At 50.2% G+C, this 18293-nt stretch carries 15 protein-coding genes and 1 tRNA gene; 2 read left to right on the forward strand and 14 right to left on the reverse strand.

Annotation, left to right across the window (positions count from 1 at the left end):
* Nucleotides 1-9 precede the first annotated feature (9 nt).
* The 3 genes from argB to argC are packed head-to-tail and all read right to left on the reverse strand — an operon-like array spanning nucleotide 10 to nucleotide 3180.
* Nucleotides 10-894, reverse strand: coding sequence for an acetylglutamate kinase (argB, locus tag DL94_RS0101960; RefSeq protein WP_028128697.1), 885 nt, complete (start codon nucleotides 892-894; stop codon nucleotides 10-12).
* A 12-nt stretch (nucleotides 895-906) separates the two neighbouring features.
* Nucleotides 907-2118, reverse strand: coding sequence for a bifunctional glutamate N-acetyltransferase/amino-acid acetyltransferase ArgJ (argJ, locus tag DL94_RS0101965; protein ID WP_028128698.1), 1212 nt, complete (start codon nucleotides 2116-2118; stop codon nucleotides 907-909).
* 27 nt (nucleotides 2119-2145) lie between these two features.
* Complete coding sequence (gene argC, locus DL94_RS0101970) at nucleotides 2146-3180, reverse strand: N-acetyl-gamma-glutamyl-phosphate reductase (protein ID WP_028128699.1); 1035 nt, start codon at nucleotides 3178-3180, stop codon at nucleotides 2146-2148.
* A gap of 203 nt (nucleotides 3181-3383) precedes the next feature.
* Between argC and DL94_RS0101975 the strand changes: the two genes are divergently transcribed.
* Nucleotides 3384-4226 (forward strand): transglycosylase domain-containing protein, encoded by an 843-nt coding sequence (locus tag DL94_RS0101975; protein ID WP_028128700.1) that lies wholly within the window; start codon nucleotides 3384-3386, stop codon nucleotides 4224-4226.
* A gap of 59 nt (nucleotides 4227-4285) precedes the next feature.
* Here DL94_RS0101975 and DL94_RS0101980 read toward each other — a convergent pair whose 3' ends face one another.
* The 10 genes from DL94_RS0101980 to DL94_RS0102025 form a co-directional block, all read right to left on the reverse strand.
* Complete coding sequence (locus DL94_RS0101980) at nucleotides 4286-4852, reverse strand: hypothetical protein (protein WP_028128701.1); 567 nt, start codon at nucleotides 4850-4852, stop codon at nucleotides 4286-4288.
* Nucleotides 4853-4952: 100 nt separating this feature from the next.
* A complete protein-coding gene (gene thrC, locus DL94_RS0101985; RefSeq protein WP_028128702.1) occupies nucleotides 4953-6440 on the reverse strand; it encodes a threonine synthase in 1488 nt (495 codons plus the stop codon).
* A gap of 25 nt (nucleotides 6441-6465) precedes the next feature.
* Nucleotides 6466-6954, reverse strand: coding sequence for a Cys-tRNA(Pro) deacylase (ybaK, locus tag DL94_RS0101990; protein WP_028128703.1), 489 nt, complete (start codon nucleotides 6952-6954; stop codon nucleotides 6466-6468).
* Between the two features lie 119 nt (nucleotides 6955-7073).
* Nucleotides 7074-8165: a hypothetical protein gene (locus tag DL94_RS0101995; RefSeq protein ID WP_028128704.1), complete on the reverse strand. Its 1092-nt coding sequence runs from the start codon at nucleotides 8163-8165 to the stop codon at nucleotides 7074-7076.
* 119 nt (nucleotides 8166-8284) lie between these two features.
* Entirely contained in the window at nucleotides 8285-9151 is an 867-nt protein-coding gene (locus DL94_RS0102000; protein ID WP_028128705.1) for a CoB--CoM heterodisulfide reductase iron-sulfur subunit B family protein, read from the reverse strand.
* A gap of 2 nt (nucleotides 9152-9153) precedes the next feature.
* Entirely contained in the window at nucleotides 9154-10110 is a 957-nt protein-coding gene (locus DL94_RS0102005) for a succinate dehydrogenase/fumarate reductase iron-sulfur subunit (protein WP_028128706.1), read from the reverse strand.
* A gap of 2 nt (nucleotides 10111-10112) precedes the next feature.
* Nucleotides 10113-11960, reverse strand: coding sequence for an FAD-binding protein (locus DL94_RS0102010; protein WP_028128707.1), 1848 nt, complete (start codon nucleotides 11958-11960; stop codon nucleotides 10113-10115).
* A gap of 135 nt (nucleotides 11961-12095) precedes the next feature.
* A complete protein-coding gene (locus DL94_RS0102015) occupies nucleotides 12096-13001 on the reverse strand; it encodes a LysR family transcriptional regulator (RefSeq protein WP_028128708.1) in 906 nt (301 codons plus the stop codon).
* A 640-nt stretch (nucleotides 13002-13641) separates the two neighbouring features.
* Nucleotides 13642-17166: a pyruvate:ferredoxin (flavodoxin) oxidoreductase gene (nifJ, locus tag DL94_RS0102020; protein WP_028128709.1), complete on the reverse strand. Its 3525-nt coding sequence runs from the start codon at nucleotides 17164-17166 to the stop codon at nucleotides 13642-13644.
* A gap of 146 nt (nucleotides 17167-17312) precedes the next feature.
* Nucleotides 17313-17389: transfer RNA gene (locus DL94_RS0102025), tRNA-Pro, on the reverse strand.
* Between the two features lie 237 nt (nucleotides 17390-17626).
* Here DL94_RS0102025 and DL94_RS0102030 point away from each other — a divergent pair.
* On the forward strand, nucleotides 17627-17911 hold the full coding sequence (locus DL94_RS0102030; protein ID WP_028128710.1) for a hypothetical protein: 285 nt from the start codon (nucleotides 17627-17629) through the stop codon (nucleotides 17909-17911).
* A gap of 24 nt (nucleotides 17912-17935) precedes the next feature.
* Here DL94_RS0102030 and DL94_RS0102035 read toward each other — a convergent pair whose 3' ends face one another.
* Nucleotides 17936-18271, reverse strand: a complete 336-nt coding sequence (locus DL94_RS0102035) for a hypothetical protein (RefSeq protein ID WP_028128711.1) — start codon at nucleotides 18269-18271, stop codon at nucleotides 17936-17938.
* Nucleotides 18272-18293: the final 22 nt, after the last annotated feature.

An 18293-nucleotide genomic window follows, 5' to 3' on the forward strand; every position in this document is an offset into this window, starting at 1 on the left:
TATGCCCCCTTACCGCACTACCTGAGTGCCAATGCCCCGGGAAGTAAAGATTTCCAGGATGATGGAGTGCGCGAGCCGCCCATCAATGATATGCGTCTTGCCTGCACCCTGTTCCAATGCCGTCAGACAAGCCTCCACTTTGGGAATCATGCCGCCGGCAATAATACCTTCTTTGATGTATTCCTTTGCCTCTGGCAGATGTAAGGTGGAGATAAAACTTGACTTGTCATTAAAGTCCTTGTAAATCCCCTCAATATCTGTCAGCAGCAGGAGTTTTTCCGCCTGCAGGGCGCCAGCGATTTCAGCAGCTACATAATCAGCGTTGATATTGTAACTTTCACCGCCATCACCGACACCAATCGGCGCAATAACCGGTACATAACCCTGGTCAAGCAAATCTTCCAAAATGCCGGTATCAACCTGTTCCACTTCGCCGACATAGCCGATATCGACCTTTTTGGTGTCCTCGCCTTCGTAAACCGTGGCCAGTTTCTTCCGGGCTTTTATCAGGCCGGCGTCCTTACCGCTAAGGCCTACAGCGCGTACACCGCGGCGGTTCAGAAGATTGACAATCTCGGAATTTACCTTGCCGTCAAGCACCATTTCCGCAATTTCAATGGTTTCCTCATCGGTGACTCTGAGTCCGGCCACAAAGTCTGACTCCTTGCCCACTTTTTTGAGGAACCCCGTGATATCCGGGCCGCCGCCATGAATTATCACCGGGCGGATACCCACATATTTCATCAAGGCGATATCCTGCATGACCTTTTCTTTCAGGTCATCGTTAATCATGGCATTGCCGCCGTATTTAATAACAATGGTCTTGCCGTAGAACTGCTGGATATAGGGCAGGGCCTCCACCAATATGGCGGCTTTGTCTTCTGCTGTAAACATGCCCTGTCCTCCTTAGGTGTGATACTCACCGTTAATCTTCACATATTCATAAGAGAAATCACAGCTCCAGATATCGGCCTTAGCGTCGCCTTCACCCATATCAATGCTGATAACGATATCATGAGCCTCCATGACCTTCCGCAGTTCTGCTTCATCATATTCTGCACCGACACCGTTGGCATAAACGGGGATACCGCCAAACTTCACCACGGTTTTCTGCGGGTCCATGGGTACGCCGGCATAGCCGACAGCACAGATAACGCGCCCCCAGTTGGGGTCTTCACCGAAGAACGCCGTCTTTACCAGCGGGCTCTTGGCAACACTCATGCCAATGGTCTTAGCCTCAGCAAAATTTCTCGCGCCCGTCACAGAAATGGTCAGGAACTTGGTAGCGCCTTCACCGTCAGCAGCAATCTTCTTGGACAGTTCCTGGCAAATATTCTGCAGAGTAGCCTTAAAGAGCTTGTAATCATCGTTTTCCTCGGTGATTTTTGCATTACCGGCGGCGCCATTAGCCAGAACGATAACCATATCGTTGGTGCTCATATCGCCGTCAATGGAAATCATATTGAAGGAAACCTCGACAATTTCCGACAGAGCCTTCTGCAGGAGCTTGCTGTCAATAGCTGCGTCCGTTGTAATAAAGCAAAGCATGGTGGCCATATTCGGCTGAATCATGCCCGAGCCCTTGGCAATGGCACCAAAGCGTACTTCCTTGCCGCCGAGCGTGATTTCCGTAGCGCAGGCCTTGGAATATGTATCCGTGGTGATAATGGCCTTGCCGGCATTTTCACTACCATCAGAGGACAGTTCCTTGACTGCCTGCTTGATACCATTTTCCATCTTGTCCATCGGCAGGTTCACACCGATAACACCGGTGGAGGCAACAACTACATCATCAGCCTTACAGCCTAATGCCGTTGCCGTGATATCCTGCATAGCTGCCGCGTCTTTTTCGCCCTGCTCACCGGTGCAGGCGTTGGCACAGCCGGCATTAGCCGTGATGGCATGCGCCATTCCCGTGGCGATAACCTTCTTGGACGCACGAACCGGCGCTGAGGCTACGGCATTCTGGGTAAAAGTTCCGGCTACTGCGGCCTCCTGCTCCGTATAAATTACAGCAACGTCGAGATTGCCGCTTTTCTTAATGCCGGCCTTGACACCAGCGGCCTGAAAGCCCTGCGGATAAGTTACACCGGCTTTTTTATGTACATCACTAAACATATATTTTCCTCCTAAAGGTTAGTATTATCAAGGATAAATAGGCACGAAATCAAGCCCCATACGTTCTTCAAAACCGCAGGCAATATTGAAATTCTGTACCGCCTGTCCGGCAGCGCCCTTTACCAGGTTGTCTATGGCTGAAAGCACAATCACGCGGCCTGTACGTTCATCTACATGCCAGGCAATATCGCAGAAATTAGAGCCGCGCACTTCCTTGGTGGAAGGATATGCCCCGGCACCGAGCAGACGGATGAAGTATTCCTTGCCATAAAGTTTGGCAAATGCGGCCGTGACCAGTTCTTCTGTAACCCCGTCTTTCAGATTTGCGTAGCAGGTCGAAAGAATGCCGCGTGACATAGGCACAAGATGCGGCGTAAAATTCAGCAGAACCTTTTCCCCGGAAATATCGGTAAGTGCCTGTTCAATCTCCGGCGTATGACGATGTTTGGCTACATTATACGCCCGGAAATTATCGTAAAGTTCCGGGAAGTGGTTCGCCTGTTTGGCGCTGCGCCCGGCTCCCGATACACCAGACTTGGCATCGATGATAATGCTGTTAACATCGATTAAATGCTGTTTGGCCAGCGGTGCCAGTGCTAAAATACTGGCGGTGGTAAAGCAGCCGGCGTTGCCGATAATCTTGGCGCTCTTTATCTGTTCGCGGTAAAGTTCTGCCAGACCATACACCCGTTCTGCCTCCTGATGTGTATGCGGGACATGATACCAGGCCTCATAGACGCTAGTATCGGCAAAGCGGTAATCGGCTCCGAGGTCGATTATGCGTACCGGCTTGCCGGCCAAAGCTCTGCCCACTTCCATAGCATGGCCATGCGGCAAGCCGATAAAGATAAAGTCGCTGTCCTGACCGATGCTTTCGATGTCCTTAATGCTCTCCAGCTGCATGTCATAAAGCCCACGCAAGTGAGGGTAAAGACTGGCAATGTTTTCTCCTGTATGACTTTCCGAGGTTATGTGGACGACCTCTGCCTGAGGATGCTGATACAGCAAACGCAGCAATTCAGCTCCGGCATACCCCGTTGCGCCAATAACGCTGACTTTCATGAATAATCCTCCTTCACATGCATAGCTTACGATAAACTGACCTGTCAGCGCGGATTGCATACTGCTAATCGCCGCCCGGCAAATGTACTCTGTAAACTATGTTTATAATTATACATCGTTAATGCATAAAATTGCAAGCCCCATTTGAAATAAATTCATGATATACTATTTAAGAAGCATTTAATTATTTCAAGGAGTTCAAGATGAGAAAAAATAAAAAACGGCGAATTTACCGACAATTTTTTCGCTGGTGTTTCTTTCTGGTCACGGTATTCTTTATTACCTTCCTGCTGGCAGGTGGGACAGCGTTGTTCTCGCCAAAGACCTGGCAGCATGCCGGCGATTTTCTGCCCAAACTGGAAAGCCGTCTGCCAGCCATTCAGCAGCCGGATATTCCCCTGCAGGTTTCGACCACTGACAGACTCAGCCGTATGCTGTTTATCAAAAGAGCTGTCGATGCCCGTATCGATAAGGAACATTATGTAAAGCTGGAAAATATTCCGTCTGACCTGCAAAAAGCTGTCATTGCTGTCGAGGACAGCCGCTTTTACAGCCATCACGGCTTTGACGTGGAAAGTATCATACGCGCCACCCTGGTCAATCTGCAATACGGACAAATTGAAGAAGGCGCCAGCACCATCACACAGCAGCTCGTAAAGAATTTGTTCCTTAGTCACGAGCAGTCCTTCGGCCGCAAGGGGGAAGAATTGCTGTTGGCTCTCGACATGGAAGCTAATTACAGCAAAGAAGAGATTTTGGAGCTTTACCTTAATACCATTTACTACGGTTCTAATTATTACGGTATTGGGCCGGCAGCTGAAGGTTACTTTGGCAAACAGACACAGGAGCTGAAACTGCCGGAATGTTCCATGCTGGCCGGGCTACCCAATGCCCCTTCACTCTATTCCCCTTATGTTGACTTTATGCTGGCCAAGAAACGCCAGTTTGTCGTTCTTGACGCCATGGTCCGCAATGGTTATATCGATGACAGCACCGCCGAGTCTGCGAAGATAAAACCACTTTATCTGGCCAAGGGTGCCAAATAAGCAGAATACAAGGTAAAAAAATGGAGACAATCCTCCCTAAGGAGTATGTCTCCATCTTTTTATTTCTTTTTGTTCTGGTCCTTTAACTGTTCAGCAGCGGAACGGTCAAAATGTTTATAGAACTGTTCGCTAAGGTTAGTGAAGGTATTCACGGTGTCCTTTTCACTGCTGTTGGCACGGATTTCGTAAGTGTAAAGCAGTTCGTTAGTGCCAGCTTTGAACACATCAAAGAAGAACGTAGTACGGCTGTTGTTAGCTACCGTCAGTACTACGTAAGCGTCAGCATAATCAGCTACGTTTTCCTTGAAAGTCTTGGCAGCCTGACGGCGGTCCAAGGACTTGATGTCTACGTTCTTAGCTGCTTTGACAGCCTCTGCTACAGCATCATAAGATACTACATAGCTGCGGGATACGCGGCTGGAATCATACACAATCTGCGTCAGCATGTCCTTATTCGGAGCTTTTTCATCAACCGGGGTATAAAGCGGTGCAGCAATAGCAATACGCTTTACAGCCGTGATATCAGCGCCCTCTTGAATCGTCACCTGGTCAGCATTGGCAAAAGCCACCTGTGCGCTGAGTACTACCATGCACACCACAAGAAGCATTTGAACAATTTTTTTCATGGATTGTTTCCCTCCATAATTATAAAATTTGGCGAAAAAATATCGCACATTCGTAATTATACACTATTTTTATTCTTTCTGCCAGTATTTATCGCAGTTATTACTGACCAATAAACGACAGGACAGCCTGACGCATATCTGTTTTGGCACAAACGTCCTGATGACGGGCAGCCTTTTGTTTTAAAGCACCTAACCCCTGCGGAATCGGATTGGTGTTCAGCTCCTGTAATTTAGCCAGCAGGGCGAATTCATCGAGCCCTTCCGTGCTGACCTCCAGAGCATTTAAAACGCTGCCGTTAAATTTATACGGACTGGCCGTGGAAACAACTACCATCTTGTGGTCATCGCCGGTGGCTTTTTGGTAGTTTTCTGCCACCTGCCAGGCCACAGCTGTATGCGTGTCCAAAATGTATTTATGCTGCTGGTAAACCTTATGTATGCAGGCTTGCGTTGCCTGGTCATCAACCCAGTCAGCCCAGAATTTTTCCTGCAGCAGCTGACGCGTTTGCCCATCGGTCTCATAAGCGCCCTGCGTTTTCAAGTCCTGCATCCAGCCGGCTACCTTGGCTTTGTCATTTGTCAGATGGTACAACAGACGTTCGAGGTTGCTGGAAATCAGGATATCCATCGACGGTGTGATGGTCTTGAAGAACTGCCGGTTTCTGTCATAACGGCCGCTATGCAGGAAATCCGTCAGAACATTATTAGCATTGGAGGCACAAACAAGTTTGTGAATTGGCAGCCCCATCTGCTGTGCATAAAATGCCGCCAGGATATTGCCAAAGTTTCCTGTAGGTACAGTGAAGTTAATGGCCTCACCCTTCGTAATCTTACCGGCCTTGCGCAAATCGGCGTAGGCACTGAAGTAATAGACAATCTGCGGTACGAGACGGCCCCAGTTGATGGAATTGGCGGAGGACAGTTTGACATTCTGCCCTGCCAGTTTTTGGGCAAAATCACTATCGGCAAAAATATCTTTAACACCGCTCTGCGCGTCGTCAAAATTGCCTTTTACCGCAGTTACATTGACATTAGCCCCTTCCTGCGTAACCATCTGCAGCTGCTGGATACGGCTGACGCCACCCTCGGGATAGAATACCATGATGGAAATCTGCGGTACGTCCTTAAACCCTTCCAACGCCGCCTTGCCGGTATCACCGGACGTGGCCACGAGAATCAGCACCTGGGATTTTTCCCCGGTCTTTTTGAGGGCAGTGCTCATCAGCTGCGGCAGCAGCTGCAAGGCCATATCCTTGAAAGCACTGGTCGGGCCATGCCAGAGTTCAAGAACCTGCATATCCCCTAAATCCGTCACCGGCGCTTTGGCCTGACAGTCAAATTTTCCCTGACCATATGCTTTGGTCACGCAAGCCTGAATTTCCGCCGGCGAATAATCCGTCAGAAATAAGCCTAACACCTTGGCCGCCCGTTCTTCATAAGTTAAGGGCACCAGGCTTTCGATAAAATCTTCATCAATGGGCGGCAGGCTGTCCGGCACAAATAAGCCTTCGTCACTGGCCAGCCCCTTGATAATCGCCTCAGCTGAAGTTACCTGCTCACTATTTCCCCTGGTACTGCTGTAATTCATCAAACCGCCTCTTTCCTAAAATATATTATCTGCTGATGGCCGTTACCGTGGCCTTGGCCGCCGTCACTAAATCGGCTGGCTTTAACAAAATCTGTTCACCGCGCTTACCGGCACTTACAGCAATAATCTCCTGCGCCAGCGCGCTTTCATCAAGGAAAACAGGATAATCCTTCTTGGCCCCTAATGGCGAACAGCCGCCGCGGATATAGCCTGTCAGGGCAAATACTTCCTTAAGATGTACCATTTCCACACGCTTATTGCCCGAGGCCGCTGCCAAAGCCTTTAAATCCAGCTCGCCGCCGCCCGGAATCACCGCCATGACCACGCCATTCTTATCGCCACGGCAGACCAGTGTTTTATACACCATTTCAATCGGCATGCCCACAGAGGCTGCCACATGCACCGCTGACAAGTCATTTTCATCAACCTCATAGGTTTTCAGCTCATAGCTGATACCCAAAGTATCTAAAATACGCGCCGCATTGGTCTTAGCCTCTTTTTTCTTTTTTGCCATAAAATAAATACACCTGATTTCCTTTTATTGTCCATGAATCATTATACAGCTATTTTACAAAATTGGCTATAGTATTTTATATTTATCATCAATTTTGTAAATCATTGTTTTGCCAGGGATTATATTTTCACATATTCCGAACCAAGTTCCATTATCTTAAGCCCGTTGCCTTCCAAAACAGCCGCCAGGTCATGGGCGGTGCCGTTGAATTCCAAGTCCACGGTGATGTTTTGCCAGGCGCTGCCCCGTACAAATACGTTATGAACCCCGGGCAGGCCCTGCAGATACTCTGTGAGCTCTGAGATATTGCCCAGCTTGCCGCCGGTGACCAGCAGGGTTATATGCTGGCTGGGGTTGGCAGCTTTATTTAGGGCGGCCTCCCCTACGGCCTTGGCAATGCCACGGCTCGCATTACGGGCAGCCTCCTGCTCAGCATTCGGACCACGACGTTCCGATTTTCCCTGAAAGTTGCCGGCATAAATAACTTCCCCGGAATTGGCATTGAGCAAACGCAGGGAAATTACCGCCGCCGCTTTTTTCAAATTGGCAAAACCGGGACGATTCACGTAATCGGCCAGACTACCGACGCTCATATCCACCTGCGCGGTAACAATATAATCCACAGGCGACTGCACCTGCAGAGCCTGCCATAACTGCCGGTCACCGCTGGCATTAGCAGCCAGCAGGCGGCGCCGCAGGGAGTCCGACACCTGTCCTAAGTCAACCACCCGGGAAAAGCCCTGACTGGTCAGCCCGCTGATAATTTCGTTTTCGACGCTTGGATATGTCTTACCGCCCCGGTCGACAGCGAGAACACCGATACGGGGGTCCTGCATATTGGCCTTGATAACGGCCTTTTTCTGCGCCAGGGTTCCCAGGGCCGCACTGATTTTCTGCTCTTGTACATCAGCTTTGATTTTTACCTGATATATCCCGTTTTTATGGGAGGATTCCAAAACTTCATAGCTTTTGATATAACCATCGGCCTGTGTATAGACGCGGTCATAAATAAGCCGGTAATTCTGCACATAACTGCGGCTGTCGACCATAACACCGACCTGCTGTTCCACGGCCTCCCGCAGCGCTTGTTTCAGAGCACTGCGCTCCGAACCGCCCATGCCTGTCACGGTAACAACCGCAGCCGATACAGGCTGCATGCTGACCAATAAACTCAAGGCGAGCCCTGCGCCTATTGCTGAAAATCTCCCCATTTATATTCACCTCCGCAAGATTGCTGTCACATATATATTTTATGGCAAAAAAAGGTCATCTGACAAGTCATTTTAACTGTCAGATGACCTTTGGGTACGGTTAATTCATCTACCTAAAATCAGCCGATCTTTAATTTTTCCTGAGCCGATACGTGGCGGTTAAAGCCCACTTCCTCTTTAGTCAGGCCCAAGGCCAGGCCAACGAGCTGCTGGAGGTGCAGAATAGGTACCTGGGCCTGGGAATGTACGGCATGACGTCCTTCCGGCTCGTACATATCGAGCTGCATCTGGCACAGCGGGCACGGCGTAGCAATAGCCATAGCCCCGGCCCGGTCTGCACTATCTACGATTTGACCTGTCACGGTCAGTACATCATGTTCGGCGGCCAGCTGTGCATGGAAACCGCAGCATTTACGGCTGGCATCGAACCAGACAGGCTCGGCTCCCAAAGCACGAATAAGACGTTCCAGATATTCGGGGTGCTTGCCATCGCCGTGGTCCATAACTTCCTGCGGACGCAAAATATGACAGCCATAATAAGCGGCAATCTTAACACCACTTAGCGGCTTTACAACCTTGCCGGCCAGAAGTTCCGGATGTTCGTCCAAAATCCACAGGAAATGCGTAACCTTGCTGGTGCCTTTGTACTCGTAAGGATGGCCAGATTCCTTAAGAATGCTGTTGACCTTTTCCTTCAGCTTGGCGTCCTTATCCAGACGCATTTTGGCCGTGCGCAGCTGCAGGGTGCAGGTGTTGCAGACGGTCATAATATCCAGCCCCATATGCTCGGCAATCGAGATATTACGGGCGTTGATAACCAACGCTGCCAGGTCATTAACTCCCTGGGCATGCGAGGCACCACAGCAGGTCCAGTTGGGAATTTCCTCAATTTCGATATTCAGCTTTTCACATACTTTTTTCAGCGAAGTGTAGGCCTCAGCTGCAGCCCCTTCCAGCACACAGCCCGGAAATAATGCATACTTCATAATTATTCAGCCTCCTTCGCTGCCGCCTCAGCATTCTTGACAATCTTGCGGATAGTATCTATTTCAGGATTTACTTTATGCGTATCCAGCGGATTCATCTTACCCACACGCATGAGGCGCAGGGCCATTGGTGCACGAAGTCCGGCCATAAGGAAACCCTCGGACTTGATGTTCAGCTTGGATTCATCAAGCGTACCGGACTCGCTGATATCATCATAGATAGCTTTGGCATGACGGGCACCGACGTTATCATCAAGCCCCTTCTTAAAGGTAGCCTCTTTAAGTTTTTCGATGGCACCGGCCGGGTCCAGTCCTTTAGGACATTTCGCCGTACATTCCTGACAATTAAAGCAACGCCAAAGGCCGGCTTTGACCACGGCTTTCAAATGTTCTTCCGGACTCTTGTCACGGGAATCAGCCACCAGTTTTTCCGCCTTGACGAACACAAACGGGTCAAGGAAGTCTTCCTGATTCAAGGTGTTCTTGTTGCACTCGGACACACAGGAACCACAGAGAATGCAGCCGGCGTATTTCTTGTATTTGTTGAAGTCCTCCGGCGACTGTTTGCAGCCTTTATCCTTGGAGAACTCATCTTTGGGCTGCACCACAGGTTTGATTTTCTTGATACGGGCATACTTGGGATCCCAGTCCACAATCAAATCGCGGATAACTTTAAAGTTGCCCAGCGGCTCAATGGTCAGTTCATTAGTGTCATATCGTTTTACCAGATTTTCTACGAGCATTTCGCAGGCCAGTTCCGCATTGCCGTTGACGCGTACCGAGCAGGCGCCGCAGATACTCGAGCGGCAAGAGCAGGTAAACGACAGCGTGGGGTCCTGTTTTTCCTTGATTTCAATCAGGGCCTCCAAGACTGTCATACCGACTTTTAAGGTCACGGTATAATTCTGCACCCATTTTCGGCCTTCCACGAAGCGATGGATTCTAAGTTTCACATCCATAATCAATACTTCCTTTCTTTCGGCTGGTATTTCGTGATAACAACATCTTTGTACTCAGAACGGTATTTACCCGTTTCCTTGTCCTTGAAAATCAAGGTGTGTTTCAGGAAGTTTGCATCATCACGTTTCGGGAAGTCACGCCGGGAATGACCGCCGCGGCTTTCCTTGCGGGCCAGGGCCCCCTGTACGATAGCATGGGAAATCTGCAGGAGGTTGCCCAGTTCGACATACTGCTCGAAAGCGGTGTTATATACATGAGAAGTATCGCCTACATAGCAATGCGCATACTCTTTATCCAAAGCGTCCAGTTCGGCGCTGGCCTGCAGGAGCTGAGCCTCATCACGGAATACGCCGACTTTGTACCACATGGTGTTAATCATAGCATCGCGGATTTCCGGTACGGATTTATTACCTTCCCGGCCGCGGCTGGTTGCCTTTTCAAAGTTTTCCTTCCATTTAGCGCAATCCTTAGCCAGGCTATCCTGGCTGCCAACATAGGAATTGGCCTTGGCAAATTCAGCCGCACCATCGCCAGCCGTATGACCAAATACCAGCACTTCCGACAACGAGTTTGCACCCAGACGGTTGGCACCATGTACGGATACACAGCTGCACTCACCAGCTACATAAACACCCTTTACACGGCTTTCACCGGTATGGAAGTCAGCCATCTCCAGTCCGCCCATAGAGTAATGACAGGTTGGGGCAATGGGCACAGGTTCTTTGGTAATGTCAACACCGGCAAAACGGCGTGACAGGTCATACACCTGACCGAGGCGTTCATGGATTCGCTCTGCCGGAATCTTGGTAAAGTCCATATATACGCCGGCATGAATGCCTTCACCGACACCGCGTCCTTCTTCAATTTCCGTGGCAATAGCCCGGGCTACGATATCACGGGTAGCCAGTTCCTTTTTCTCCGGCGCATATTTTTCCATGAAACGTTCGCCGTTCTTATTTATAAGCAGTGCACCCTCAGCACGGCTCGACTCGGAGAGCAGTACGCCGTTAGCCGAGAGGCCCGTGGGATGGAACTGTACCATTTCCGGGTCTTTAAAGGGAATACCCACGTTCATTCCGGCGACAATACCATCACCGGTGGAGCTGTACGGATTGGAAGTACGCACCCAGTATACGCGGCCATATCCGCCAGTAGCAATAATGACGGATTTAGCCGGCACGCCGAGCAGGTTGCCGCTGCGCATATCCATGGCGATTACGCCGTTAAGTTTGTCACCGTCCATGCTGATTTCCAGCATCTGACATTCGGAAATGAAGTCGATGTTGTTTTCCAGGCACTGCTCAAACAGTGTATGTACCATTGCATGACCAGCACGGTCCTCAAAATAAGAGGCACGCGGATGACTGTGGCCGCCCATCTTACGCTGATGGAAAGCACCGTCTTTCTGACGATTAAAGGGATAACCCATATAATCAAGTTCATAAATGTTGGCACCGGCACGTTCAGCAAAATACTCAACTGCGTCCTGATCGCAGAGATAGTCACCACCCTTGATAGTATCAAAGACATGGGATTCAACGGTGTCCGTGGGGTCGCTCACACCCGTTACACCGTTCATACCGCCCTGCGCCATCGTAGAGGCAGAACGCGTGGGAACCAGCTTGGTCATTACAGCGACTTTCAAATCTTTCCGCTCAGCCGCTGCCAAAGCTGCTCTCATCCCGGCGCCACCGCTGCCGATAACCAGCACGTCATAGGTTACGTCGCCAGTTTTAACCTTTTCCGGAATGTTTTTGCCATCCCAGGCAAAGTAAGTGCCTGCTGCCAGTACGACACCGGCAGCCGCCGCTCCTTTTATAAATGTGCGGCGTGAAATTTCCGTTGACATATTGCTTTCCCTCCTAAAATACACTTAGGCTTTCCCATAAATCCCATGGAAACATTAACTAAAACTAATTATATATAAATAACAGCTATAAGAGAAATACATACTCCTTATAGCTGTTATTGGAAAAAACAATATTCAGTTGCCTTGCAAAAGCTCGATAAATTTTCGGGCGGCCTGCGATAGATGTTTATTCTTGCCATAAGCCGCCACGAGCTGACGGTCGTCCACCTGTTCTTCCAAGCTGAAGAAACACGGCTGTTCCGACCAGCGGCCGTTATTTACGACCATATCTGTGACGAGTGTGGCGCCCATACCGGCAGCGCAAAGCTCAGCAGCATCAATAATGCTGTTGGCCTCGAAAACCACATCAGGACTGCACTGCGTTTCTATACATAAATCCTTATAAATCCGCGACATTCGGCGGCTTTCCTGCAGGCAGATAAACGGCTGGCCATGCATACGGGCAAAGGACAGCGTGGGATATGGTTCCCCCTCCCTATGCCTATAGCCCTGCGCAAACGGATGTGTTGCCGGCAGTGCCAGCAAGGTTTTTTCGGATAACAGCGGTATACGCTCAAAATTGTTTTCCAAAGATTCATAAATAAGGGCAAAATCCACTGCCCCCTCGGCCACGGCTGCCTTTAACTCGTGCACACTGCTTTCTTTCACCATCAGCCGTATCCCTGGGTAACGGCGGTGAAACTCAATGATAGGCTGTGTCAGATAACAGGTAGAACGTGTTCGGGAACTGCCGATAATGAGCGTACCCGATTTCATGCCCGTAAGGTCAGCTGTTTCCTGCACAAGTTCATGGTAAATCCGCTGCATTTCCTTGGCCTTACGCACATAAATTTCCCCGGCCGCCGTCAGCTGCAACGGTGTCTGGCTGCGGTCGAAAAGCGGCAGACCGATTTCGCCCTCAATCTTCTTTATGGACTGTGATAAAGATGGCTGGGATACAAACAACCGTTTGGCCGCAGCCGAAAACGTCCCTTCGCTGGCCGCCTGTAAAACATATTTCCATTCATGTTCGTCTATCACCGTAATCTCCCCTTTTCTTCCCTTTTTTATCTTCCCATATATATTTTACGCAAAAATTACGCATCTGACAAATATAACCTCTGCGGAAAACTGCCCCTGATTGACTTGTCATTTTTGACCGGTCAATTTTATCTAAATGCGTTTGACAGTCAGCGAGTTCTTAAAAGTATCCCGTTCATGCATGCAAGGGGTTCACGGGGGAGTAATTTTTCTGCCCCCGCAAACGCCTATACAATTGCCACGAACCCGTTCTCCTGTTACAAGAACATCTATGTACTTGCTCCCTGTCACTGCGAAATAATAATTTTAAACTGACGCTGCTTAGGACGGAGGTGGTGATGCTTTTCGCAGTGGAACGACTGTCCGAACGCAGTGAGGACTGGCCCACAAACAACAGTCTATGGATATTGAGATGAACAATCGCGCCGACTGCTTGCCGGCGCATGTAGCTAGAAAAGTCCAAACTTTTGCTGGTGGGTCATTCAGTGCAACAGCGAAAAGTATTACCACCTCCGCCCCACTGCGCTGTAACAAATAAAAGTAAGCAGGCAATGACCGTCAAACTGCAATTTATCAAAAAAGTCCGTTGACACATTTTTGTCAACGGACTTTTAACTTACATGCGGTAGATTACCGCATATTATTTGCCAGCGAGTGCCTTGTAGCCTTCGTAACGGCCCTTGGCATCGTTCTGGGTCTTTTCAAAGAGTGCCTCAGCAGCCTCCGGGAAGGAGCGCTGGAGGTTGATGTAGCGGTTTTCGCCCATCAGGAATTCCTGGAACTTGTCGAAGTCCGGTTCCTTGGAATCGAGGCTGAACGGGTTCTTATCCGTACCCACGAGCTGCGGGTTGTAACGGTAGTTCACCCAGTAGCCGCATTCCACGGCCAGTTTAGCCTCGAGCTGGCTGTTGCCCATACCCTTGCGGATACCGTGGTTGATGCACGGTGCATAAGCGATAATCAGGGACGGACCATGATAAGCCTCAGCCTCAGTGATAGCCTTCATGAGCTGGTTGTGGTCAGCGCCCATAGCAACCTGTGCCACATAGACGTAGCCATAGGACTTAGCCATCATGCCGAGGTCCTTCTTCTTCGTCTTTTTACCAGCAGCGGCAAACTGAGCGATAGCTGCAGCCGGCGTGGACTTGGAGGCCTGACCGCCCGTGTTGGAGTAAACTTCGGTATCGAAGACGAGCACATTGACATCTTCGCCGGATGCCAGTACATGGTCAAGACCGCCGTAGCCGATATCATAAGCCCAGCCGTCGCCGCCCAGAATCCACTGGGAACGTTTCACGAAGTAGTCCTTATTATCATAAAGCTTGCTGAGCTGTTCATCGCTGCCCTTTTCGGATTCGAGGAGCGCCGTCAGCTTATCGGCACGTTCACGGGAGCCTTCACCCTCGTTCATGTTGTCCACCCATTCAGTGAGGGCTGCCTGCAGTTCTGCACTGCCCTTGCCTGCCTCCACAGCAGCCTTGGCATCAGCAGCCAAAGCATCACGGACGGATTTCGTGCCCAGGAACATGCCCAGACCAAATTCGGCGTTGTCCTCGAACAGGGAGTTTGCCCAAGCCGGGCCATGGCCCTTATGATTCTTGGTGTACGGCATAGCCGGAGCACTGCCGCCCCAGATGGAGGAACAGCCCGTAGCATTGGCTACCATCATGCGGTCACCGAAGAGCTGCGTCAAAAGTTTAGCATACGGGGTTTCACCGCAGCCTGCGCAGGCACCGGAGAATTCGAGCAGCGGCTGTTCAAACTGGGAACCAAGCACCGTCGTCTTCTTCATCGGGTTCTTCTTCGGCGCAACCTTCTTGGCATCTACGCCGTAGTCGAAGAACACCTGCTGAGCCTTGAGCTCATCATCAAGCGGTTTCATATCGAGAGCCTTCACCGGGCAGACCTGAGCGCAGTTGCCGCAGCCCAGGCAGTCCATCGTGGATACGGCTACCGTGAAAGTGTAATCCTTGATGGCCTTCGTCTGCTTGGACGGGAAACCAGCCGGAGCATTCTTGAGTTCTTCTTCCGTCGTGAGTACCGGACGGATAGCAGCATGCGGGCAGACATAGGAGCACTGGTTACAGCCAATGCACTTGTCCGTATTCCAAACCGGTACATTGATGGCCGTACCGCGTTTTTCGTAAGCCGCACCGCCAACCGGGAACGTACCATCTACCATGTCTTCCGTAAACTTGGAAACCGGCAGCTTGTCGCCTTCCTGACGGTTCATGACTTCCTGGATTTCCGTGATGAATGCCGGAGCATCTTTCACCTCTACAGCATCATCTGCGGCATCAGCCCAGGCAGCCGGTACTTCTACGCGATGGAGGGCCTCGATACCCTTGTCGATAGCGCCGTTGTTCATGTTGACAACTTTTTCGCCCTTCTTGCCGTAGGACTTAACTACAGCGTCTTTGAGGTATTCCACAGCTGTTTCGAGCGGAATGATGGCAGCAATCTTGAAGAAAGCAGACTGCATAACCATGTTGAAACGGCCGCCGAGGCCAAGTTCTTTAGCGATATCCACAGCGTTAACCGTGTAGAATTCGATTTCGTTCTTGGCGATATAGCGTTTCATGGCAGCCGGCAGGTGCTTGTCAAGGTCTGCATCCGACCAGACCGTGTTGAGCAGGAACTTGCCGCCCTTTTTGAGTCCGGCCAGCAGGTCGTATTTATAAACATAGGACTGCTGGGAGCAGGAAATGAAGTCGGCGTTGTTGATGAGATACGGGCTCGTGATGGGCTGCTTGCCGAAACGCAGATGGCTCATCGTGATGCCGCCGGACTTCTTGGAGTCATAGGCAAAATAAGCCTGGGCATACATGTCCGTCTTGTCACCGATAATCTTGATAGCGCTCTTGTTGGCACCAACCGTACCGTCAGAGCCAAGGCCCCAGAACTTGCAGGCCGTCGTGCCAACAGGGGTGAGGTTCACATCGCTCATAACCGGAGTCAGGCTCGTATGGGTTACATCGTCATCAATACCGATGGTGAAACCGTCTTTCGGAGCGTCTTTCTTGAGTTCTTCAAACACAGCGAAAATCTGGTCCGGCGTCGTGTCCTTGCCGCCCAGACCGAAACGGCCGCCCACGATGATGGGGTTAAGTTCGGAGCCATAGAAAGCGGATTTAACATCGAGATACAGCGGTTCGCCCAGGGAACCCGGTTCCTTCGTATGGTCAAGCACAGCAACCTTCTTGACCGTCTTCGGCATAAACTGGAAGAAGTGCTTGATGGAGAACGGACGATAGAGATGTACACTCATCAGGCCGACTTTTTCACCCTGCTTGTTGAGGTAGTCGACCGTTTCCTGTACAGCCTGGCAGACGGAACCCATGGCGATGATGATGCGGTCAGCATCTTTAGCGCCATAGTAGTCGAACAGGTGATGTTCACGGCCCGTGATTTTAGCCAGGTCTGCCATGGCCTCTTCAACGAGTTCCGGCAGAGCCTCATAGAACTTGTTGGACGCCTCGCGTTCCTGGAAGTATACGTCCGGATTCTGCGCGGTACCGCGGATAACCGGATGGTCCGGATTCAGCGCCCGGCGGCGGAATTCTTTTACAGCCTCCCAGTCGAGAATCTTGCCCAAATCATCATAATCCACAACTTCGATTTTCTGAATCTCATGAGAGGTACGGAAACCGTCGAAGAAGTTAATGAACGGCACACGGCCTTTAATAGCCACGAGATGGGCTACAGCAGCCAGATCCATAACTTCCTGTACGCTGGCCTCACAGAGCATAGCACAGCCGGTCTGACGGGCAGCCATAACGTCCTGATGGTCACCGAAGATATTCAAAGAGTTAGCGGCCAGCGCGCGGGCGGATACATGGAACACGCCCGGCAGCAGTTCGCCGGCTACCTTGTAGAGATTCGGAATCATCAGCAGGAAACCCTGCGATGCAGTATATGTGGTGGTCAGCGCACCAGCCTGCAGGGAACCGTGTACGGCACCAGCAGCACCAGCCTCTGACTGCAATTCAATTACGCGGACTTTCTGACCAAAAAGATTGGTCTTGCCTTTAGCAGCATCCTCATCTACATGTTCTGCCATCGGGGACGATGGAGTGATGGGATAAATAGCTGCCACGTCGGTAAAAGCATAAGAGATATATGCGGCGGCCTGGTTGCCGTCCATGGTTTTCATCTTTTTGCTCATGTTGTGTTTTGCTCCCCTCTTAATTTAGAATACAATACCAAACAGATACCATTATACACCGCAAAAAAACAATTGTAAACAAGGCCGTCCCTTACAAAAGAAAAATCCCCCACCAAAACCCGGTGAGGGATAAAATTTCATAATAATGGTCGGGATGACAGGATTCGAACCTGCGGCCTCTTCGTCCCGAACGAAGCGCGCTACCAAACTGTGCCACATCCCGACAACGAATAATAGTATACAGCATGTTCCGGCACTTTGCAAGTCTTTTTTTAGATTTATTTACGTTTTAGACTTCTCTGTTGCCGGTAAGGACTTCCCGTATGTCCTATAGCTTTCTTTTAGGAAATTTTCAGAAATAAAGAGGATATTTCTCCCTCTTGTCGAAATAAAGCAATAAAAATCTTGGGGTTTATTTTTGCCGTAAGTAAATGGGAGTATACGGGAGTGTGATTCGCCAATGATTAAAAACATGACCATCTACGTTATCCTTAAACTTGAATATGGCAAGGGCCAGGAGAACGTCTTTTCCAGTATTCTCAATGTTTCCTCCAGTAAAAGTACCGCTGAAACCTTCAAGGAACACTATGAAGAAGAATTCGCTGATGAAATTCAAAACGAACATGATGGCCGGTTCGTGTCCATCCACATGCACAAGGCCTTAGTCCAGCTGGACGATGAAATCATCGCGCCGGACATGTTCATCCGCTTTATCGGTGACAAAAAAATCCGCGATAAGTATTAAGGCATTAAAAAGGGACTGTGATATTCACAGTCCTTTTTTGCTGCCGCTGCTCCGCTTTTCCCGCCCGCTGCGGCGTTCATGGAGTTCAGCACATTTTTCAACGATAAGACGAACAACCCAGGAAGGCGGCCGCGAGGCCTCCTTGTGAAACCACATTTCCACCGTACGGCTGGGAGCTCCCAGGAGCTTTTCACAATCCCGTGGCGTTATCCCCCACAGCTCACGCATGAGTTTCATCGGCTCATCAGCACAAGCAATGCGGTCCAGTTCAGCTGCTTTTTTCAGTTCTTCCACATCCACATTGAAACCTGTTTTACGCTGGAACCAATTGGGTATGTCTTCACGGGTAACCTTAGGCATAGTCCGCCTCCTCATGCTTTAA

The organism is Selenomonas sp. AE3005 (genome assembly GCF_000686945.1).
GTDB lineage: Bacteria > Bacillota > Negativicutes > Selenomonadales > Selenomonadaceae > Selenomonas_A.